The following is a 19,826-nucleotide window of genomic DNA, read 5'->3' on the forward strand; positions in this document are numbered from 1 at the left end:
CACTGACAGACCATGAGCACCCCGCTGGACAGCCCCGACCAGGGCGGTATCGCGACCCTCGATCGCGAGCTCGAAGAGCTCCTCAAAGAAGAGAACATCGAGCCGGGTGACCATGAGCGCTTCTCGCACTACGTGAAGAAGGACAAGATCCTCGAGTCCGCGCTCACCGGCAAGCCGGTGCGCGCGCTGTGCGGCAAGAAGTGGACTCCCGGTCGCGACCCCGAGAAGTTCCCGGTCTGCCCCACCTGCAAGGAGATCTACGAGTCCCTCCAGGGCTGACGCCAGGCATCCCGGCAGCGGGCCGGCCGTCAGTCGGCGTCGGTGTAGACGGTCGGGAGCGCCGGGTCGGAGCGACTGAGCGCGAGCCCGCGCACCGGAAGCTCCTCGCGCACACGCGCATGGTGGGCGCGCGCCGCCTCGACGCCCGCCGGACCCTCGAAGGAGGCGTCCGGCTCGCCGTCGACGACCAGCTCCACCTGGAGCGGGCGGGCATCCGGGTGCGCGGCCGCCGTCTGGAGCTCCTCGAAGCCGTCCGACACGACGATCAGCTCACTGGTCGCCGTGCCTTCGTCCAGCGTGCGGAACGCCGCCTTGCGGCCGCCCTTGGAGCCCTTGTCGGTCGACGCCTTCGCGACCGCCACCCAGCCGCCCTCGGCATCCTGGCGGGCGACGAGCTTGTAGACCATGCCCGCCGTCGGCGTGCCCGACCCGGTGACGACCGAGGTGCCCACGCCGTAAGCGTCGACGGGGGATGCCGCGAGTGCGGCGATCGCGTACTCGTCCAGGTCGCTCGTCACGGTGATCCGCGTGCCGGTCGCCCCCAGTTCGTCGAGCTGCGCGCGCACCTCCGCGGCGACGGTGGGCAGGTCGCCGGAGTCGATGCGCACCCCGCCGAGATCCGTCCCCGCGATCCGGATCGCCGTCTCGACCCCGGTGCGGATGTCGTAGGTGTCGATGAGGAGCGTCGTGGAGACGCCGAGCGCCTCTACCTGCGCGCGGAACGCGTCCTCCTCCGTGTCATGCAGCAGCGTCCACGAGTGCGCGGCGGTGCCCATCGTCGGGATGCCCCACTGTCGGCCCGCCTCGAGGTTCGAGGTCGCTCCGAACCCGGCGATGTACGCCGCGCGGGCCGCAGCGACGGCGGACTGCTCCGCTGCCCGCCGGGAGCCCATCTCCGCGAGCGGGCGGTCCCCGGCGGCGATGCTCATGCGCGCCGCCGCCGTGGCGACCGCGGAGTCGTGGTTGAGGACGCTGAGCGCCAGCGTCTCGAGCACGACGGCCTCGGCGAACGTGCCCTCGATCGTGAGGATGGGGGAGCCGGGGAAGTACAGCTCGCCCTCGCGATACCCGGTCACCGAGCCCGTGAACCGGTAGCCCTCGAGGAAGTCCAGGGTGGCGGCATCCACCACCTTCTCGTCGCGGAGCCACCGCAGTTCGTCGTCGCCGAACCGGAAGTCGCGGATGAGCGAGAGCAGCCGCCCGGTGCCCGCGACGACGCCGAAGCGCCGCGCGCCGGGCAGGCGCCGGCCGAACAGCTCGAACACGCACCGGCGCTCGCCCGTGCCGTCGCGCAGGGCGGCGTCGATCATCGTGAGCTCGTAGCGGTCCGTCAGCAGGGCGGTCGAGGGACTCATGCGGGTCAGCCTAGCCAGCGCCTGGCGTAGGCTGGGGCATCGTGAATGACGCGCCGATCGGAATCTTCGACTCCGGTGTCGGCGGACTCACCGTCGCCCGCGCCGTGTCGGCGCAGCTCCCGCGCGAGTCGATCCTCTACATCGGAGACACCGCCCGCTCGCCCTACGGTCCCAAGCCGATCGCCGACGTGCGTCGCTACGCCCTCGAGGTGCTCGACGATCTCGTCGCGCAGGGCGTGAAGATGCTCGTGATCGCATGCAACACGGCCTCTGCCGCGATGCTGCGCGACGCGCGCGAACGGTACGACGTCCCGGTGGTGGAGGTCATCAACCCGGCGGTGCGCACCGCCATGTCGACGACCCGCAACGGGCGCGTCGGCGTGATCGGCACCGCCGGCACGATCAGCTCGGGCGCGTACCAGGACATGCTGGGCGTCAACGAGCGGCTCACGGTCTTCGCGCAGGCCTGCCCGCGCTTCGTCGAGTTCGTCGAGGCCGGCGTCACCGACTCGCCCGAGGTGCTGTCGGTCGCCGAGGAGTATCTGGCACCCCTGCGCCACGCGGAGGTCGACACGCTCGTGCTCGGGTGCACGCACTACCCGTTCCTCGAGGGTGCGATCAGCTACGTGATGGGCCCCGACGTGAGTCTGGTGTCCAGCGACACCGAAACGGCGAAGGACGTCTACCGCCAGCTGGTCTCGCGCGACCTGCTCGCGGGACCGGATGCCGAGCCCCGCCACGTCTACGAGGCCACCGGTGCGTCCGCGGACGAGTTCCTGCGACTGGCCCATCGCCTGATGGGCCGCGAAGTCAGCGCGGTGCGCCTCGTGCAGACCGGCGCCATCGACCTTCCGCATCGCCTCGGCTGAGGCATCCGCACCCTCCCGGAGGAGACACATGACCGACATCACCCGCGCCGACGGGCGCACCGTCGACCAGCTTCGCCCCATCACGATCGAGCGGGGCTGGTCGAGCCAGGCCGAGGGGTCGGCCCTCATCTCGTTCGGCGGCACCAAGGTGCTGTGCACGGCCTCGTTCACCAATGGCGTGCCGCGCTGGCTGACCGGCAAGGGCAGGGGCTGGGTCACCGCGGAGTACGCCATGCTGCCGCGCGCCACCAACGAGCGCAACGACCGTGAGAGCGTGAAGGGGAGGGTCGGGGGACGCACGCACGAGATCTCGCGCCTCATCGGACGCGCGCTGCGCGCGGTCGTCGACACGAAGGCCCTCGGCGAGAACACCATCGTCATCGACTGCGACGTGCTGCAGGCCGACGGCGGCACGCGCACGGCGGCGATCACCGGTGCCTATGTCGCGCTCGCCGACGCCATCGAGTGGGGCCGCGGCAGGAAGTTCGTCGGGCAGAAGGCGAACGTGCTGTTCGACTCGGTGTCGGCCGTGTCGGTCGGCATCATCGACGGTGAGCCGATGCTCGACCTCGCCTACGTCGAGGACGTGCGCGCCGAGACCGACATGAACGTCGTCGTCACCGGTCGGGGGCTGTTCGTGGAGGTGCAGGGCACGGCCGAGGGCGCCCCGTTCGACAAGCGGGAGCTCGACGCGCTGCTCGAACTCGGCGTCAACGGCTGCGCCGAGCTCCGCGAGCACCAGCTGGCCGCGCTCGGCGGCGGGAGTGCCGGGTGACCGCGCAGCCCGACCACATGGCCGAGGTCATTGCCCAGGCCCTGGCCGAAACGGCCGGTGGCGAGGAGGCGCTGAGCAAGATCGTGCTCGCGACGCACAATCCGCACAAGGTCGAGGAGTTCCAGGCCATCGTCGCGGCGACGCGGCCCGATCTGCTGGTCGTGGCCTACGACGGCCCGGAGCCCGTGGAGGACGGCGTCACGTTCGCCGAGAACGCGCTGATCAAGGCGCGCGCGGCGGCAGAGCACACCGGTCTTCCCGCGCTCGCCGACGACTCGGGCATCTGCGTGGACGTGCTGGGCGGCGCCCCCGGCGTCTTCTCGGCGTACTGGGCCGGCCACGCGAAGGACGCCGCGGCGAACCTGAGCCTGCTGCTGGACCAGCTCTCGGACATCCGCGACCCCCACCGCACCGCGCAGTTCGTCTCGACGATCGCCCTGGTGGTGCCGGGCGACGGGTCGCGTGAGGGCGTCGTCGAGGGAGTGTGGCCGGGCCGCCTCGCGACCGCGCCGGCGGGCGACGGGGGGTTCGGCTACGACCCCGTGTTCATCCCCGACGGGCAGCCGGAAGGCGAGGAGCGCACCGTCGGCGAGTGGACGTCGCTGCAGAAGAACGCGTCGTCGCACCGTGCCCGTGCCTTCGAGGCGCTGGCGCCCCTCCTCGCCGAGCTGTGACGCGCCGGCCGCGACTGAGAATCAGCATCGTTCCCGACTGCGCCGCACGCGTCGTCGGGCGGCGCGCCCGGGCTTAGCCTGGGCTCATGCACGACCACGCGCCCTCGGGCATCCGGGGGACCGGCAACCGCCGGCTCCTCGCGATCTCGCTCGCCATCACGGCGACGGTGATGGTCGTGCAGGTCGTCGGCGCGGTGCTGTCGGGCTCGCTCGCGCTGTTCGCCGACGCGGTGCACATGTTCACGGATGCCGCAGCCCTCGTGATCGCCCTCATCGCCAGCGTCGTCGCCGCGCGACCGGCGAACGACCGCCGGACCTTCGGCTACCAGCGTGCGGAGGTCTTCGGCGCCCTGATCAATGCCGTCATCCTGATCGTGCTGTCGGTGTGGGTGGCGGTCGAGGGCGTCACGCGACTGATGCACCCCGGCGAGACGGAGCTCGCGGGCGGGCTGATGCTGGTCGTCGCGATCGTCGGGCTCGTGGCGAACGCGGTGGCGCTGTGGCTGCTGAGTGCCGCGCAGCGGCACAGCATCAACGTCCGCGGCGCCTACCTCGAGGTGCTGGGCGACCTCATCGGATCCGCCGCGGTGATCCTCGCGGCCGTCGTCATCGTCACCACGGGCTGGCTGCAGGCGGATGCCATCGCCTCGCTGCTCATCGCGGCCATGATCGTGCCGCGCGCGGTCGGCCTGCTGCGCGAGGTCGTGTCGGTGCTCACGGAGTCGGCGCCGCAGGGCACGCACGTGAAGGAGATCCGCGAGCACATCCTCTCGACCCCCGGAGTGGTCGACGTCCATGACGTCCACGTCTGGCAGCTCACCCGCGGGGCGCCGGTGTTCACGGCGCACGTCGTCGTGGACGACGCGGCCTTCGCCGACGGCCGGTCGAGCCGCATCCTGAGCAGGCTGCAGACCTGCCTCGCCGAGCATTTCGACGTCGAGCACTCGACCTTCCAGCTCGAGCCTGCCGGGCACGTGGAGCACGAGGCCCACGCCTGACGGCGCTCACTCCTCCCGGCGCACCTCGGCGGGGAGCTTGTCGGGCCGCAGGCCGCGCCACCGCGGGTGGCGGAGGATGCCGCCGGGCGTGAACTCCCCGTACTCCACCTCGCCGACCAGCTCCGGCCGCACCCACAGCGCGTCGCGCGCGTCGAGCGGCGGCACGCCCACGAGCGGGTTGTCGTCGGTGCGCAGCGGCAGGAGCGTCGTCATCAGCGCCTTCAGGGTGGAGTCGCTGAAGCCCGAGCCCACGCGGCCCGCATACCGCAGGCCATCCTCGTCGGGAATGCCGAGCAGCAGCGAGCCGAACGTCGTGCTGCGGCCGCCCTTCCCCGGTCGGATGCCCGCGATCACAACCTCCTGCGTGCGCGTGAGCTTCACCTTGAGCCAGGCATCCGATCGTCTGCCACGCAGATATCGCGAGGCGGGATCCTTCACCACGATCCCCTCCAAGCGCAGCTGCTCGCTGGTCTGGAGCGCCGCGTCCACGTCGTCGAACACCGGCGGGACGGCGATGGGATCGACGGATGCCGCAGCCACCGCTTCCAGCACGTCGCGGCGCTCACGCAGCGGGAGGTCGGCGAGGTCGTCGCCGTCGTGGGCGAGCACATCGAAGAGGTAGTAGCGCACCGGGGTACGGCGCGCCTCGCGGGCGATGTCGCCCGCGCGCTCGAGGTTCATCCGCGTCTGCAGGAGCGGGAAGCTGGGCCGCCCGTCCGGCTCGAGGGCGACGAGCTCGCCGTCGACGACGCAGGGCGCCCCGCCCAAGCCCGCGTCGAGAGCCGTCAGCTCGGGGTAGCGGTGGGTCACCTCGTTGCCGCTCCGCGCGAACAGCCGGAGGCGCCGGCCATCCCACGCGCCCACGGCGCGGATGCCGTCCCACTTCATCTCGACCCACGCGGTGTCGCCCCCGTCCCGCTGCGCCCATCCCCGGGCCGCCGTCCGCGCCTGGACGGGCGTCGCACTCGAGGCGAGCATCGGGCGCAGATCGGCGGTCCCCGCGGACGAGGGCTCGTCCGCCTGCGGTGTGGGCTCGACGACGATGCCTTCCGGCTGCGGCCGGCCGTCGGCATCCGTCTTCATCCGATGCAGGAGCCAGCTCGACTTCTCGCCCTCGCCCTGCGTGCGGATGAGCGCCAGGCGGACGCGCCCCAGCGGGCCGCCCGGCCGCCCCTCGAGCGTCGCGATGATCTCGTCGTCGCGCCACTTCTCCAGGTCGTAGCGTCCGTCGTCCCAGATGGTCACGGTGCCCCCGCCGTACTCGCCGGCGGGGATGGTGCCCTCGAACGTCGCGTACTCCATCGGGTGGTCCTCGGTCATGATCGCGAGGTTGTTGCGCTTGTACGAGTGCGGGACGCCGCGCGGCACCGCCCAGCTGACCAGCACGCCGTCGTGCTCGAGCCGGAAGTCCCAGTGCAGCGCGGTGGCGTGATGCTCCTGGATCACGAAGCGCGGGCGCTCGCCGCTCGGGGTGGTGCCGAGCGGGTTGGCGGGCACCGGCTCGGGCGTGCGGTCGGCGCTGCGCTTGGAGATGTACGTCGACAGCGGTCCTGCCTCCGCCTCCCGTCCGCCCGCCTGGAAGCCCAGCGCCGCCATCGGATCCCCGATGGTCTCGATCCGCTCGAGCACCTCGGTGAAATCGAGATGACCGAGACCCGGCTCGTCGAGCTCGCTCCAGGTGCGCGGTGCGGCGACCGTCGGATGCGCGCGGCCGCGCAGCGAGTACGGGGCGATGGTCGTCTTCGAGCCGTTGTTCTGGCTCCAGTCGATGAGCACCTTCCCGTGCCGCTCGGACTTCTTCATGCTGCTGACGACCAGGTCGCGATGGTCGGCCTCGATCGCCCGGGCGAGCTCGTTCGCGAGCGCCGACGCCCGCTCGGTCGTCTGGCCGGGCGGCAGGGCCGTATAGAGATGGATGCCTTTGCTTCCGCTCGTGACCGGGTACGGCTCGAGTCCCATGTCGACGAGGATGGTGCGCGCCCAGCCGGCGACCACCGCGCATTCGGCCAGCCCCACGCCCGGACCGGGGTCGAGGTCGAGCACGAGACGGTCGGCGGGGCCGCGTTCGCCGGCCGGCGTGAACCGCCACTGCGGCACGTGCAGCTCGAGGCTGGCGACCTGCGCGAGGTAGACGAGGGTCGGCACGTCGCCCACCAGCGGATAGTCCTTGGTTCCCGACGAGTGGGGGATCGGCATCCGTCTCACCCACGAGGGCGCACCCCGCTCGAGGTCCTTCGCGAAGAACACCATGCCCGGGTCGTCCTCGGTGCCGACGCCGTCGGGCCAGCGCTTGCGGGTCACCGGGCGCCCGATCACGTGAGGGATGAGGACCTCTGCGACGCGCGAGTAGTAGTCGATGACCTCGCCCTTGGTGGTGCCGGTCTCGGGATACAGCACCTTGGCGAGGTTGGTGATGCGCAGACGACGGCCGCCGATGCGCACCAGCTGCTCGTCGCCCGCCATAGGCCCATCCTGCCCTGTCGTGCAAGCCCGGTGCGCAGGGCTAGCCGCGGGCGGTGTGACGGGTGTCTACTGGTGTGGTGAGGGCGATCTGGAAGGGTGCGCTGACGTTCGGGCTCGTGAACGTCCCGGTCAAGGTCTATGCCGCGACCGAGGATCACGACGTGTCGCTGCACCAGGTGCACAACAAGGACGGCGGTCGCATCCGCTATCAACGCAAGTGCGAGGTGTGCGGCGAGGTCGTCGCGTACCAGGACATCGACAAGGCGTACGACGACGGCGAGCGGACCGTCGTGCTGACCAAGGACGATCTCGACGCGCTGCCGGCCGAGCGCAGCCGTGAGATCGACGTCGTCGAGTTCGTGCCCAGCGAGCAGATCGACCTGCTCACGCTCGACCGCGCCTACTACCTCGAGCCGGATTCGGCGTCGCCGAAGGCATACGTGCTGCTGCGTAAGACGCTCGAGCAGACCGATCGCACGGCCATCGTGCGCTTCTCGCTGCGCCAGAAGACGCGCCTGGCGGCGCTGCGGGTGCGCGGCGACGTTCTGGTGCTGCAGACGCTGCTATGGGCCGACGAGGTGCGCGAGGCGGCCTTCCCCGCACTGGACGAGCCGGTGCGGATCTCGGCGAAGGAGCTGGAGCTGTCGGCATCCCTCGTCGAGAGCTTCGCGAGCGACTTCGACCCGGAGGAGTTCACCGACGAGTACCAGCAGGAGCTGCGGACCCTCATCGAGGCGAAGCTCGAGAAGGGCGACGCGCTGGACACCACCGAGACCTTCGGCGAGCAGGAGGAGGAGACCGGCGGCGAGGTCATCGACCTGATGGCGGCGCTGCGTGCGAGCGTGGAGAAGTCCCGGGCGGCGCGCGAGGGCGGCTCGAAGGGGGCGGGCAAGGGCGCCGACGCCGACGCCGACGAGAAGCCGGCGGCCAAGGCATCCGCGAAGAAATCCTCGACGAAGACGACGGCCAAGAAGCCCGCGGCGAAGAAGAAGGCCTCCTGAGGATCAGCCCTTGGGCGCCTCGTCGTGCTCGGGGCCGCGGTCGAAGACGTCCTGGTCGAGCACGAGCGCCTCGGCCTCGTCGTGGTCGGTGACGACGTCCTCGCCCGCCGCGGCCGCCTTCTTGGCCTTGCTGCGCTCGCGGAGGTAGTGCCACAGCGTCACGACCGCGGTGCCGCCGACGGCGGCGAGCAGGATGAGGTCGATGTAGTTCTCGACGAAGTCCGCCACCGGCGGGATGAAGCCGATGAGGTAGCCGAACATCGTCAGGCCGAAGCCCCAGATCACCGCGCCGATGAAGTTGTAGAGCGTGTACTTCCACTTGTTCATATGGCCCACGCCGGCGGCGACGGGTGCGAACGTGCGGACGATCGGCACGAAGCGGGCGAGGATGATCGTGAGCCCGCCGAAGCGCTCGAAGAACGCGTTGGTGCGCTGGACGTTCTTGACGCTGAAGAGGCCGGACTCCTTCTTCTCGAAGACCGCCGGACCCCCCTTGTGGCCGATGTAGTAACCGACTTCACCGCCGATGAACGCCGACAGTCCGATGAGGAGGGCGACCCACCACACGCTCAGCCCGAAGACTCCGTGCGGCGCGTACGGCTGGGGGTGGGACAGGAGCCCGGCGATCACCAGCAGCGTGTCGCCCGGCAGCAGGAAGCCGACCAGCAGGCCGGTCTCGGCGAACACGATGAAGCAGACGACGACGAGCGCCCAGGGGCCCGCCCATCCGATGATGGCGGCCGGGTCGAGCCACGGGATCAGGGCGGTGGGAACAGCATGCACGATGAGGGTTTCCCGTCGTCAGTCGGCGGAGGATGCGAGCGCTCGCGTGCGGAAGGTGGGACTTGAACCCACACGCCCGAAGGCACAGGAACCTAAATCCTGCGTGTCTGCCAATTCCACCACTCCCGCGAGTGGGATCAGTCTACTGACGGGACCGCCGATCGGCTGTCGGGCTGACCCCCGGATCGCGGGCGGGTTCAGCGGCGAATGCCGAACAGGAAGTAGCTCGCCGGGCCGATCCAGTTGACGAGGATCGCCGGGATCCACACCGGCTTGGGTCCGCGCACCTCTTCGGCTCGGCGGTGAGCGAGATCCCAGAAGGCGAGGAATGCGAAGGCGGCCTGCAGGAGGCCCAGGACGCCGAGCCCGGCCTTCGCCCCCGGCGTCAGTTCTCTCTTCATCGTGGTCATCGTCGTCCCTTTCGTCGCCGACTCCCATCCTGCCCCGCTCGGGCGTCCGCCGCATCTGTGGATAACTTTCGGCTGGCTCGGTGCCGAATTGCCAGGATGCTGGGGTGACTTCTCCCGCCGCTCCCGTCGCGACCCTCGTGGCCGAGCGGGTCCGCGAGAGGCTGCGCGCGGAGCGGTCGGATCCCACCCGCGATCCCGAGTTCGCCGCGCAGATCGCGCGGGCCGAGGTCCGCCGGCACAACGACTTCGCGCTGGCGCGTGGCCTCGCACCGGTCGACGACGAGACGGCGTGCGTGCGGGAGGTGCTCGCGGCCGTCGCCGGGTTCGGGCCGTTGCAGGCGTATCTCGACGATCCGACCGTCGAGGAGGTGTGGATCAACGCGCCGGACCGGATCTTCGTCGCGCGCGGCGGTGTGCCCGAGCGCACCCCGCTCATGCTCACCGACACCGCGGTGCGGGACCTCGTCGAGCGGATGCTGCAGTCCAGCGGCCGTCGCGTCGACCTGAGCCAGCCGTTCGTCGACGCATCGCTTCCCGACGGCAGCCGCCTGCACGTCGTCATCCCCGACATCACGCGTCGGCACTGGGCCGTCAACATCCGGAAGTTCCTGCCGGCCTACCGCGATCTCGGGCGACTGGTGGCCGCAGGATCCCTCGCGCCGGAGGCGGCCACGATGCTGCGCGACGCGGTCGTCGCGGGGCGGTCGGTCCTCGTGTCGGGGGCGACCCACGCGGGCAAGACGACGCTGCTCGGCGCGCTCATCGCCGCCTGCCCTGTGGACCACCGGATCGTCACGGTGGAGGAGACGTTCGAGCTGGCGGTCGCCGCCCCCGACCTCGTCGCACTCCAGGGCCGCCAGCCGAGCCTCGAGGGGACCGGCGAGGTGACGCTGCGCCGCCTGGTCAAAGAGGCGCTGCGCATGCGGCCCGACCGGCTCGTGGTGGGCGAGGTCCGCGACGCCGAGGCGCTCGACCTGCTCCTGGCACTGAACACCGGTGTGCCGGGCATGGCGACGATCCACGCCAACTCGGCGCGCGAGGCGCTGAGCAAGCTCGCCGCGCTGCCTCTGCTGGCCGGGCGGAACATCGACTCGGGCTTCGTGCTGCCGGCCGTGGCGTCGTCCGTCCAGCTGGTGGCGCACTGCGAGCGCGAATCGACCGGCGGGCGACGGGTGGTGGAGATCGTCGAGCCCACCGGCGTGGAGGACGGTGTCATCACGGCGCGCACGCTCTACCGGGCGGGTCCTTCATGACGTTCGTCTGGGGTGCCGTGCTGGCGGCCGGTCTGCTGCTGATGCTGTCCCCGTGGGTGTGGCCGGCAGGCACCCGGCCGAGGCCGGATACCCCGCGGCGCGGACGCCTGTCGCGCCTGCTCGAGGACGCCGGCATGCCGCGGGTATCGGCTGCGGCGACGGTCGTGGTCGCCGGAGTCTGCGCCGTCGTGGCCGCCGCGGTCGCATGGCTGATCGCGCCCGTGGCCGCGCTCGCGCTCGTCGCGGCGGCGGCCGGGGCGGCCGCGCCGTTCGCGTGGCTGCGAGCGCGGCGCTCGAAGCTCCTGCGTGCGCGCCGGGGCCTGTGGCCGGACGTCTGCGATCTCCTCATCGCCTCGGTGCGTGCCGGCATGTCGCTGCCCGACGCCGTGGCCGGTCTCGCCGATTCGGCGCCGGCCGAACTCCGTCCCGCCTTCGCGGGTTTCGCCCGAGACATCTCGGCCTCGGGCCACTTCGAGTCGAGCATCCAGCGACTGAAGACGGCTCTGGCCGATCCGGTGGCCGATCGCATCGTCGAGACGCTGCGGATGGCGCGCCAGGTGGGCGGAACGGAACTGACGCCGGTGCTGCGCGCGCTCGCCGCCTCGGTGCGCGCGGACGCCGCCCTGCGGGCGGAGGTCGAGTCGCGTCAGTCGTGGATCCGCGGCGCGGCCGTGCTGGGCGTGGTCGCACCCTGGGTCATCCTCGCGCTCCTCGCGATGCGACCCGAGGGCGCCGGCGCCTACAGCAGCCCGACGGGCATCGCGCTCATCGTGACGGGCGCCGCCGTGTCGGTCGTCGCGTACCGGCTCATGCTGCGGCTGGGTCGCCTGCCGGAGCCCCGGCGGTGGTTCGGGTGAGCGGTCTCGTGCTGAGCGACATGGCGTACGCCGTGGTGCTGGGCACCGCGCTGGGCGTGGGTGCGTGCCTGCTCTTCTCGCTGGCGCCCCGCTGGGGTGCGCCGAGTCTCGCGCGTCGGATCGCCCCGTACGTCCGCGACGTCACCGATGCGCGCGGCCTCGACGTGTCTCCCGGCGGCGGGTCCGCTTTCGCATGCTCCGCGTTCGCGCAGCGCCGGCTCGCGCGTCTCGCCGGCGGCGACGCCGTCCTGGCACGCCGGCTGCATCGCGCCGGGTGGACGATCGACCCGGCGACGTTCCGTGGGCGTCAGCTCGCGTGGGCGGTCGTCGGCCTCGGCGGGGGCGGCGCGCTCGTCGTTGTGCTCGTGTTGCTGGGGCGCGGATCGCCGGCTCTCGGGCTGCTTCCGCCGGTGGCCGCGGTCGCCGCCGCACTCGGATACGACGCGTGGCTGGGCCGCGCGGCGCGCTCGCGCGCCGCGCGCATCGAGGAGGAGCTTCCCACGGTGCTCGAGTTCCTGGCACTGTGCCTCTCGGCGGGCGAGGGCATCCTCGACTCGCTGCGGAGGGTGAGCGAGGTCGGGGCCGGCGAGCTCACCGCGGAGCTCCGCGGCGTCGTGGTCGCCGTGGGCACCGGGTCGCCGCTGTCCGAGTCGCTGTCGCGCCTGGCCGGCGGGCTCGAGATCCCGGCGCTCGCCCGCGCCGTCGACCAGCTCGTCGCAGCCCTCGAGCGTGGTGCCCCGCTCGCGAACGTCCTGCAGGCGCAGGCGATCGATGCGCGTGAGGACGCCAAGCGGGCCCTCATCGAGCGCGCGGGGCGGAAGGAGATCTACATGCTCTTCCCGCTCGTGTTCCTGATCCTTCCCCTGAGCGTCCTGTTCGCGGTGTTCCCGGGGATCTTCATGCTTCGACTCGGACTCGGCTGACCGCCGGAAGGAGAAATGATGAAAGCACGGATGCAGCGGCTGACCACGCGGGTGCGCGCGGCGATGCACGACCTCGCCGTCGACGACCGCGGTGACGTCCCCGGGTGGGTCCTGATCACGCTTATGACAGCGGGCCTGGTGGTGGTGATCTGGGCGATGGCCGGTCCCGCGCTCGCCGATCTCTTCGAGCAGGCGATCAGCCGCGTCTCCGGTCTGTGAGCCGGTGCGTCTCGTGGCCGCCCGCGCGACGGCGGGCCTGCGTGCCCGGCTGGCCGCGGAACTCCGCGACGACGCCGGTGCCAGCCCGGTCGAGTTCGTGCTGGTGGGGACGCTGCTGACCGTGCTCACCCTCGGTGTGCTGCAGTTCGGCCTGGCGGTGTACGTGCGTAACGTCATCCACGATGCTGCGGTGGAGGGTGCGTACCATGCGGCACTCGCCGACACGACGCTCGAGGACGGCGCGGAGCGCACCCGGGAGATCGTCTCCCGCACGGTCGGCACCGGGTACGCGAGCGACGTCGCCGTGCGAGAGACCGCCGATCTCGGCCATGACGCCGTCGAGGTCCGGGTCGCTGCGACGCTGCCGCTCCTCGGCCTGCTCGGAGCCCCGCGTGCCCTGGAGGTGACGGCGCATGCGCCGGTCGAATCCTTCGACTGATGACGACGGGGAGCGCGGGTCGGCCGCGCTCGAGTTCATCCTCGTCGGCCTGCTCATGCTCGTTCCGCTCGTCTACCTCGTGGTCGCGCTGGGGATGATCCAGGGTCAGAGCCTCGGTGCCGAGGCGGCCGCGCGGCACGTGGCGCGGGCGGTGTCGACGGCGGCGGATGCCGCCGACGCCCGGCAGCGGGCGGATGCCGTCGTCGCCGCGGTCTCGGACGAGTACGACCTCGCCGAGGTCGATCTCGCGATCGCGTGCGCGCCGGAGGGCGCATCCTGTCCCCGTGCCGGGGCGATGCTGCGTGTGACGGTCCGCACCACCGTCTCACTCCCTCTGGTGCCGCCGGTGCTCGGCCTGGATCGCATCGCCGCGGTTCCCGTCGAGGCGTCGGCCGCCCACAAGGTCTCGCGTTTCTGGAGCGGAGGATGACCGGCCGGTGGCGGGCGGCCCTCGCGATACGCCGTCGGGTCGGCGACCCCGACGACGAGGGCAGCGTGCTCCTGCTGACGCTGGGCTACGGCGTGCTCGCCATCGCGGTGATCCTCGTGTGCACGGCCGCCACCAGCCTGTATCTCGCGCAGAAGCAGCTGGATGCGGTGGCGGATGCCGCGGTCCTCGCCGCTGCGGACGGCTTCGAGCTGTCGGTGGTCGATGGTGAACCCGTCGCGCTGCTCGACGACGACGGCGTGCGTCGCGAGGCCCAGCTGACGGTGGATCAGATCGGCGGGAGTGCGCGGCTGGTGTCGGCGTCGACCCCGGACGGCGTGTCCGCGCGGGTCACCGTGGCCGGGGTGTGGCATCCGCCCCTCATCGCCCCGTTCGTGCCGGACGGCCTCGGGCTGGAGGCCACGGCGACCAGCCGCACGGCGCTCCGCTGACGCGGCGACCCCGGGGCCTCACTCGTCGGCGGTCGCGCCGGCACGCGCGGCCAGCGCGACGGCCTCCACTCGGGAGTGGACCCCCAGCTTGGCCAGGAGGTTCTGCATGTGCGCGCCGACGGTCTTGATGCTGATGCCCATCGCGGCAGCGACCTGCTTCTGACTCAATCCTTCGGTGGTGAGGGTGAGCACTTCGCGCTCTCGACGGCTCAGAGCCGACAGACGGCGGAGGTCGGCGGTGGCGTTGCGCGCGGGTTTCGTGCGCTCGATCAGCCGGCGGACGCGCGCCAGAAACTCCTCGGCGTCCATCGACTCCGCGGCGTAGTCGTCGGCGCCGACCAGGAGCCCTGCCACGACGTCGGCCGGCGTGATGCGGTCGGCCGAGACGAGCACGGCCGGCATGTCGGGTCCGTAGCGATCACGAAGCTCGCGAAGGAAGCTGCACCCCCCGTCCTCGACCTCGAGGATCGCCACGGCGGGCGCCTGCCCGTTCAGCCACCGCGCGGCGTCAGCTGCCCGCTCGAACGCCGCCGAACCCAAGCCCAGCCTGCTCAGGAGCGCCACATAGTCGCCGCGCACGTGATCCCCAGCGACCACCAACGCGAAAACCTCTTCCTTGCTCACGATTCCTCCCCGAATCGCGCGCCTCTCGCTCGGGAGCAGACCACCCTAAGGAGTTTCCCCAAACCCGGGTGCGGGTTCACCCGATGGTTGCGTCCCCACGCGGTTCCTAGCGTAAGCGCTGGGCCATGCCGTTACCAGTGGCGTGGCGACCTGGGGAAAGGGGAGGACCAATGTCCCAGATAATGCGGCGACGTTCGATCGCCGCCGGAGTCACAGGCTGTCTGGTTGCAGCCTTCGTACTAGGTGGCGCTTCCGCCGCATCAGCCGCCGACGGACCGTACACGATCGGCGCGATTCCGCCGGCGACGCCCCTCATACCGGACGCCGGCACCACGGAGTTGCCGGACTTCTTCGGCAACGTCAAGGAGCTGGGACCGCTCAACTCCAGCACGACCAAGATCGGTGTCATCCACGACGACGCCGTGCCGACGCTCGGTCTCACCAACCCGAATGCGCAGGTCGACCTGAGGAGAGCATGGATTGACACTGCAAAGGATCCCGTCACCCAGCATGACTGGCTCTACTTCGCATGGGAACGCGACTCGAATAACGGCAGCGGATTCATCGCATTCGAGTTCATGCACCAGAAGGCGCCGACCACCTGCACGTTCCCCGTTACGCCAGAGAACGCCGAAGCGCTGATCGCCAACTGCAACCCGTGGGCGAACCGCGAGGCGGGCGACTTCATGATCCTGTGGGACCAGCAGGGCAACAGCACCGACCTCTACCTGCGCACGTGGAGCGAAGTCAACGGCAACCTCGTGCTCGGTGCGCCCGGACTGCTCGACGCAACTGAGTCGGCCGCAGCCTATGGCGACAATAACTTCAAGGGCGAGGCGGCCATCGATCTGACCGCCATCCTGTCTGATGGCGTTCCGGCGTGTCTGGTCATCTCGAATGTGATCCCCAGCACGGTGACCGGCAACTCCGACACTGCCGATTACAAGGACACAGTGCTAGCGCCGTCTCCCGAGCTGAGCAACTGCGAAGGCAGCGTCGTCACCACACCGAAGCTCTCGGACGGAGAGACGAACGTTCCCAGCAATGCCGACATCGGGACGGGGATCCTGGCCGTCAAAGACTCCGCCGTCGTCGACGTCACGGGGGGTGAGCCTGACCCAGCGGGAACTGTACAGTTCTTCCTCTGTAAGGTCACTGGCTCGGCCCTTTGCACCACCGGAGGAACGGATGTCGGGATAGTCGACGTAGAGGACGTCGATAATGAGTATCCAGTGACGGTCGTGTCGCCAACCGCTTATGTCACCTCTGCCGGCCGCTATTGCTGGCGAGCTGTGTACAGCGGTGATCTTGCGAATGGGATCGGAGGCGACGAGGACTCCAGCATGTCGGAGTGCTTCAACGTGGCCCCGGTGACACCGACTCTCGCCACCACCGCCGGTGATGACGTGCTGCTGGGCAACGCTGTCACCGACACCGCCAACCTCACGGGGCTCGCGACGCAGCCGGCCGACCCGGTGATCAACCTCACTGGGGCGAGCGGACCTGCCGCCGGTGGAACCGTGACGTTCAAGCTGTACAAGGCGCCGGCCATCACAGGCAGCCCGTGCGGCACCCTCGTTCACACCTCGTCTGCGACGGCGATCGTGACGGGGCAGCAAGCAGGGACCGCTTCGGCGACCGCTTCGTTCCCCCCGACGTCAGCCGGGTCGTATCACTGGGTGGCGGAATACAGCGGGAACCTCCCGAATACCAACGCGACAACCCACAACACCGGCTGCACCGATACGAACGAGGATGTGAACGTCACGAGCGTTCCATCGTCGCTCACGAGCGCCCAGCGATGGGTTCCGAACGACTCCGTGACCATCACGGTGCCGGCCAACACGGGCGCCTTGGCGGGCAACGTCGACTTCGAGCTGTACACGAACGGCACCTGCAGCGGGACTCCCGTCTACACGCTGTCGAATGTGGCAGTAACGGCAGCGCAGCCGACGGCGACCACCGCGAACACCACTGCCTATCTCGCGACAGGCAACTTCTCATGGCGAGTCAACTACGACAGCACCAACGACGCCCAGCGCGACATCGACTGGACGTGCCACGAGACGTCGGCGCTGACGGTCAGCAACGGCGGCACTGTCAGCAGCGGACCGTGATCCGAAGGTGACATAGGAGAGTCGCAACGACCGGCCCCGCACAACTCGCGCGGGGCTGGTCTTCCGTTGCGTCCTGCCGGCTACCACCCGTGGGCGTTGAGCCACTCGCGCCGGTGGCGGACCTCGTCATCCGTCTCCGCGGGATCGGACGTGTCGTGCTCGATCAGCCGACCGGTCTCGTCGAGATCGATGAGCCGCAGACAGACCGGGCACAGCGCGCGGCCGTTCGGGAAGCCGTCGGGCAGCGTCGCTGCGGGCTCCCTGGGCTGGCCGGAGCCCGGGCACCGCGGCGGGTCGGCGGCGGCATCCGTCCACATGATCGTGCGGTGCCGGTGCAGGCCGGGATGGTCGAGCGGGCGCGTGCAGCGCCGGCCTTGGTTGCGGCTGCGGCAGAACGCGACGACGTCGGTCATGCGGTCGCCCGCGGGACGTGGCGGGGAACCCAGCGCAGGAATGCCAAGGCGCCGAGAAGGCCGATCCCGCCCATGACGCCCGTCGCGACACTGAGCGATGCCGCGGCGGCGATGCCCGAGACGAGCAGCGGGGCGACGGCGCCACCCGCGTCGGTGAGCGTGCGCCACGAGCCGAGGAAGGCCGCCGGCTCGGTCTTCGGTGCGACGTCGGCGCCGAGCGTGAGCAGGATCCCGCTGGACAGACCGTTGCCGACGCCCAGCACCGCGGCGAACATCGCGAACCACATCGCGGCGTCCGGGAGGTCGTGCGTGAAGGCGAGCGCGACGAAGCCCGCGCCCATGAGCAGCATCGCCGGGAGGGCGGCCCACAGGCGCCCGAAGCGGTCCATCACCTGACCGCTGGCGTAGAACAGCGCGAAGTCGATCGCTCCCGAGATGCCGACGACGAGGGCGATCGTCTGCGCGTCCAGGCCGATCGACACGCCCCACAGCGGCAGGACGACCTGGCGTGCGGAGCGGACGGATGAGAGGGATGCCGCGGCCAGCCCGAGCGTGGAGAGCACACGGCGGTGGCGCCACATGGTGCGCAGCACGCCCGTGCCCGGCCCTGCCGTGCTGCCCGAGCCACCGGTGCGCCGGATCGGGATCGAGCCCGTGACGGGTTCGCCGGTGTCCTCGGTGTCCATGCGCCCGTCGCCCGCGCCGGGCGCTCCGGGGACGAGGAGCTTCTTCTCGGGGTCGGGACCCAGCAGCACCAGGAGGATCGTGCCGACGAGGCATCCGCCGAAGAACCAGATCGCGGCGCGCTCGTCGCCGAGCAGCGCCAGCAGTGCGGCGGCGACGAACGGGCCGATGAACATGCCGAGCCGGAAGGTGCCGCCCAGCAGCGACAGGGCGCGCGCCCGGAAGGCGAGCGGCACGCGGGTGGTCATGAAGGAATGTCGTGCGAGTCCGAACGCGGCGGCGCAGAACCCGATGACGAACACCGCGGTCGCGAACAGGCCCAGCGAGGGAGCGAGCGCCATGCCGGCGACACCGGCGAGGGAGAGGAACCCGGCGATAGCCATCGTGAGACGCTCGCCGATGCGGGCGACGGCCCAGCCGGCGGGGAGATTGCCGCACAGTTGCCCGACGACGAGCGCCGAGGCGACAAGGGCGGCGGTGGCGACATCCGCGCCCAGCTGAGCGGCGATCACGGGGATGAGCGGGATGACGGCGCCCTCGCCGAGCGCGAACAGCACCGTGGGGCCGTAGATCATCGGGCCGAACCGCCACAGCACGTCGCGGGCAGTGGGGGCGCCTGCGTGATCGGTCATCGCTTCCACGTTAGTCTGGAGTGTCATGCTCGACTTCGATCCCTCCGCCGACATCCAGGCCCTGCGCTCCACGTTCGCCGACATCAAGGCCGTGGTCGACGTCGAGGCACTCACCGCCGACATCGCCCGCCTCAGCGAGGAGGCCGGCGCGCCCGACCTGTGGGACGACGTCGAGAAGGCCCAGAAGGTCACCAGCGCCCTCAGCCACCGCCAGGCGGAGCTCAAGCGCGTCACCGACGTGGAGCGACGCCTCGACGACCTCGACGTGCTCGTGGAACTCGCCAACGAGATGGACGACGAGGACTCCGCCGAGGAGGCGCGTCACGAGATCGCCGAGCTCGAGGACATCGTCAGCCAGCTCGAGGTGCAGACGCTCCTGGACGGCGAGTACGACGAGCGCTCCGCGGTCGTCACGATCCGCTCCGGCGCGGGCGGCGACGACGCCACGGACTTCGCCGAGATGCTCATGCGCATGTACCTGCGCTGGGCGGAGCGCCACAAGTACCCCGTCAAGGTGATGGACACGTCGTACGCCGAGGGCGCGGGCATCAAGTCGGCGACGTTCGAGGTCGACGCGCCCTATGCCTATGGGACGCTGTCGGTCGAGGCCGGCACGCACCGCCTCGCGCGCATCAGCCCGTTCGGCTCGGCCGACAAGCGCCAGACGTCGTTCGCCGCGGTCGAGGTCATCCCGGTGATGGAGGAGGCCGTCGAGGTCGACATCCCCGAGGGCGAGATCCGCGTCGACGTCTTCCGCTCGTCCGGTCCCGGCGGCCAGTCGGTCAACACGACGGACTCCGCCGTCCGGCTCACGCACCTCCCCACGGGCATCGTGGTGTCGATGCAGAACGAGAAGTCGCAGATCCAGAACCGCGCTGCCGCCATGCGCGTGCTGCAGACCCGCCTGCTCCTGCTCAAGCGCGAGGAGGAGGCGGCGAAGAAGAAGGAGCTCGCCGGCACCATCACCGCGAGCTGGGGCGACCAGATGCGGTCGTACTTCCTCTACGGGCAGCAGCTCGTGAAGGACCTCCGCACCGGCTACGAGGTCGGCAACCCCGCGATCGTCTTCGACGGTGATCTCGACGGGTTCATCTCGGCGGGCATCCGCTGGCGCAAGCGCAAGGACGACGACGACTGACCTCCGCCGGGCACGGGTGACCGCACCGGACGGTCCGACCC

At 70.7% G+C, this 19,826-nt stretch carries 22 protein-coding genes and 1 tRNA gene; 15 read left to right on the plus strand and 8 right to left on the minus strand.

Annotated elements, in window-relative coordinates; translation table 11 throughout:
- The first annotated feature begins 12 nt into the window (after positions 1–12).
- The gene (locus tag V6R91_RS20650) at positions 13–279 is read left to right on the plus strand and encodes a DUF3039 domain-containing protein (protein WP_109210754.1); all 267 of its coding nucleotides are present in this window, start codon (positions 13–15) and stop codon (positions 277–279) included.
- A 29-nt stretch (positions 280–308) separates the two neighbouring features.
- Here the strand turns inward: V6R91_RS20650 and V6R91_RS20655 are convergent, their stop codons facing one another.
- Positions 309–1,634, minus strand: a complete 1,326-nt coding sequence (locus V6R91_RS20655) for a nicotinate phosphoribosyltransferase (RefSeq protein ID WP_336396806.1) — start codon at positions 1,632–1,634, stop codon at positions 309–311.
- Between the two features lie 41 nt (positions 1,635–1,675).
- Here V6R91_RS20655 and murI point away from each other — a divergent pair, with 41 nt between their 5' ends.
- The 4 genes from murI (at position 1,676) to V6R91_RS20675 (ending at position 4,950) form a co-directional block, all read left to right on the plus strand.
- On the plus strand, positions 1,676–2,503 hold the full coding sequence (murI, locus tag V6R91_RS20660) for a glutamate racemase (protein WP_336396808.1): 828 nt from the start codon (positions 1,676–1,678) through the stop codon (positions 2,501–2,503).
- 28 nt (positions 2,504–2,531) lie between these two features.
- Entirely contained in the window at positions 2,532–3,278 is a 747-nt protein-coding gene (gene rph / locus V6R91_RS20665; protein WP_336396809.1) for a ribonuclease PH, read from the plus strand.
- A 17-nt stretch (positions 3,279–3,295) separates the two neighbouring features.
- Positions 3,296–3,952 (plus strand): RdgB/HAM1 family non-canonical purine NTP pyrophosphatase, encoded by a 657-nt coding sequence (gene rdgB / locus V6R91_RS20670; protein WP_336397124.1) that lies wholly within the window; start codon positions 3,296–3,298, stop codon positions 3,950–3,952.
- 86 nt (positions 3,953–4,038) lie between these two features.
- Positions 4,039–4,950 carry a cation diffusion facilitator family transporter gene (locus tag V6R91_RS20675; protein WP_336396810.1) on the plus strand — a complete coding sequence of 304 codons (912 nt, stop codon included), beginning with the start codon at positions 4,039–4,041 and terminating at the stop codon, positions 4,948–4,950.
- A gap of 6 nt (positions 4,951–4,956) precedes the next feature.
- On the opposite strand, the gene V6R91_RS20680 is transcribed toward V6R91_RS20675, so the two are convergent.
- The gene (locus V6R91_RS20680; protein WP_336396811.1) at positions 4,957–7,413 is read right to left on the minus strand and encodes an ATP-dependent DNA ligase; all 2,457 of its coding nucleotides are present in this window, start codon (positions 7,411–7,413) and stop codon (positions 4,957–4,959) included.
- Positions 7,414–7,490: 77 nt separating this feature from the next.
- On the opposite strand from V6R91_RS20680, the gene ku reads away from it, so the two are divergent.
- Positions 7,491–8,414, plus strand: a complete 924-nt coding sequence (ku, locus tag V6R91_RS20685) for a non-homologous end joining protein Ku (protein ID WP_336396812.1) — start codon at positions 7,491–7,493, stop codon at positions 8,412–8,414.
- A gap of 3 nt (positions 8,415–8,417) precedes the next feature.
- On the opposite strand, the gene V6R91_RS20690 is transcribed toward ku, so the two are convergent.
- The 3 genes from V6R91_RS20690 to V6R91_RS20700 all read right to left on the minus strand — a co-directional run bounded on the left by V6R91_RS20690 (position 8,418) and on the right by V6R91_RS20700 (position 9,598).
- Complete coding sequence (locus tag V6R91_RS20690) at positions 8,418–9,197, minus strand: DedA family protein (RefSeq protein WP_336396813.1); 780 nt, start codon at positions 9,195–9,197, stop codon at positions 8,418–8,420.
- 47 nt (positions 9,198–9,244) lie between these two features.
- Positions 9,245–9,326: transfer RNA gene (locus V6R91_RS20695), tRNA-Leu, on the minus strand.
- 68 nt (positions 9,327–9,394) lie between these two features.
- A complete protein-coding gene (locus tag V6R91_RS20700) occupies positions 9,395–9,598 on the minus strand; it encodes a PLDc N-terminal domain-containing protein (RefSeq protein ID WP_336396814.1) in 204 nt (67 codons plus the stop codon).
- 113 nt (positions 9,599–9,711) lie between these two features.
- Here V6R91_RS20700 and V6R91_RS20705 point away from each other — a divergent pair, with 113 nt between their 5' ends.
- From V6R91_RS20705 to V6R91_RS20735, 7 genes are read left to right on the plus strand one after another with little or no spacing between them, the layout of a single operon-like run.
- The gene (locus tag V6R91_RS20705; protein ID WP_336396815.1) at positions 9,712–10,860 is read left to right on the plus strand and encodes a CpaF family protein; all 1,149 of its coding nucleotides are present in this window, start codon (positions 9,712–9,714) and stop codon (positions 10,858–10,860) included.
- A complete protein-coding gene (locus V6R91_RS20710; protein WP_336396816.1) occupies positions 10,857–11,717 on the plus strand; it encodes a type II secretion system F family protein in 861 nt (286 codons plus the stop codon). Before V6R91_RS20705 ends, V6R91_RS20710 begins: the two co-directional genes overlap by 4 nt.
- Positions 11,714–12,640, plus strand: coding sequence for a type II secretion system F family protein (locus tag V6R91_RS20715; protein ID WP_336396817.1), 927 nt, complete (start codon positions 11,714–11,716; stop codon positions 12,638–12,640). The genes V6R91_RS20710 and V6R91_RS20715 overlap by 4 nt, the downstream gene beginning before the upstream one ends.
- Positions 12,641–12,670: 30 nt before the next feature.
- Positions 12,671–12,859: a hypothetical protein gene (locus V6R91_RS20720; RefSeq protein ID WP_336397125.1), complete on the plus strand. Its 189-nt coding sequence runs from the start codon at positions 12,671–12,673 to the stop codon at positions 12,857–12,859.
- 4 nt (positions 12,860–12,863) lie between these two features.
- Positions 12,864–13,298 carry a TadE/TadG family type IV pilus assembly protein gene (locus V6R91_RS20725; RefSeq protein WP_336396818.1) on the plus strand — a complete coding sequence of 145 codons (435 nt, stop codon included), beginning with the start codon at positions 12,864–12,866 and terminating at the stop codon, positions 13,296–13,298.
- Positions 13,273–13,728 (plus strand): TadE family protein, encoded by a 456-nt coding sequence (locus V6R91_RS20730; RefSeq protein WP_336396819.1) that lies wholly within the window; start codon positions 13,273–13,275, stop codon positions 13,726–13,728. The genes V6R91_RS20725 and V6R91_RS20730 overlap by 26 nt, the downstream gene beginning before the upstream one ends.
- On the plus strand, positions 13,725–14,177 hold the full coding sequence (locus tag V6R91_RS20735) for a pilus assembly protein TadG-related protein (RefSeq protein ID WP_336396820.1): 453 nt from the start codon (positions 13,725–13,727) through the stop codon (positions 14,175–14,177). Before V6R91_RS20730 ends, V6R91_RS20735 begins: the two co-directional genes overlap by 4 nt.
- An 18-nt stretch (positions 14,178–14,195) precedes the next feature.
- Here the strand turns inward: V6R91_RS20735 and V6R91_RS20740 are convergent, their stop codons facing one another.
- A complete protein-coding gene (locus tag V6R91_RS20740) occupies positions 14,196–14,801 on the minus strand; it encodes a response regulator transcription factor (RefSeq protein WP_336396821.1) in 606 nt (201 codons plus the stop codon).
- A 170-nt stretch (positions 14,802–14,971) separates the two neighbouring features.
- On the opposite strand from V6R91_RS20740, the gene V6R91_RS20745 reads away from it, so the two are divergent.
- The gene (locus V6R91_RS20745) at positions 14,972–16,918 is read left to right on the plus strand and encodes a hemagglutinin (protein ID WP_336396822.1); all 1,947 of its coding nucleotides are present in this window, start codon (positions 14,972–14,974) and stop codon (positions 16,916–16,918) included.
- A gap of 80 nt (positions 16,919–16,998) precedes the next feature.
- On the opposite strand, the gene V6R91_RS20750 is transcribed toward V6R91_RS20745, so the two are convergent.
- Both V6R91_RS20750 and V6R91_RS20755 read right to left on the minus strand, forming a co-directional pair.
- Positions 16,999–17,331, minus strand: coding sequence for a hypothetical protein (locus tag V6R91_RS20750; protein WP_336396823.1), 333 nt, complete (start codon positions 17,329–17,331; stop codon positions 16,999–17,001).
- Positions 17,328–18,647, minus strand: a complete 1,320-nt coding sequence (locus tag V6R91_RS20755) for an MFS transporter (protein ID WP_336396824.1) — start codon at positions 18,645–18,647, stop codon at positions 17,328–17,330. The genes V6R91_RS20750 and V6R91_RS20755 overlap by 4 nt, the downstream gene beginning before the upstream one ends.
- A gap of 25 nt (positions 18,648–18,672) precedes the next feature.
- Here V6R91_RS20755 and prfB point away from each other — a divergent pair, with 25 nt between their 5' ends.
- The gene (prfB, locus tag V6R91_RS20760; RefSeq protein ID WP_336396825.1) at positions 18,673–19,785 is read left to right on the plus strand and encodes a peptide chain release factor 2; all 1,113 of its coding nucleotides are present in this window, start codon (positions 18,673–18,675) and stop codon (positions 19,783–19,785) included.
- Positions 19,786–19,826 lie beyond the last annotated feature (41 nt).

This window comes from Microbacterium sp. CCNWLW41 (assembly GCF_037083505.1).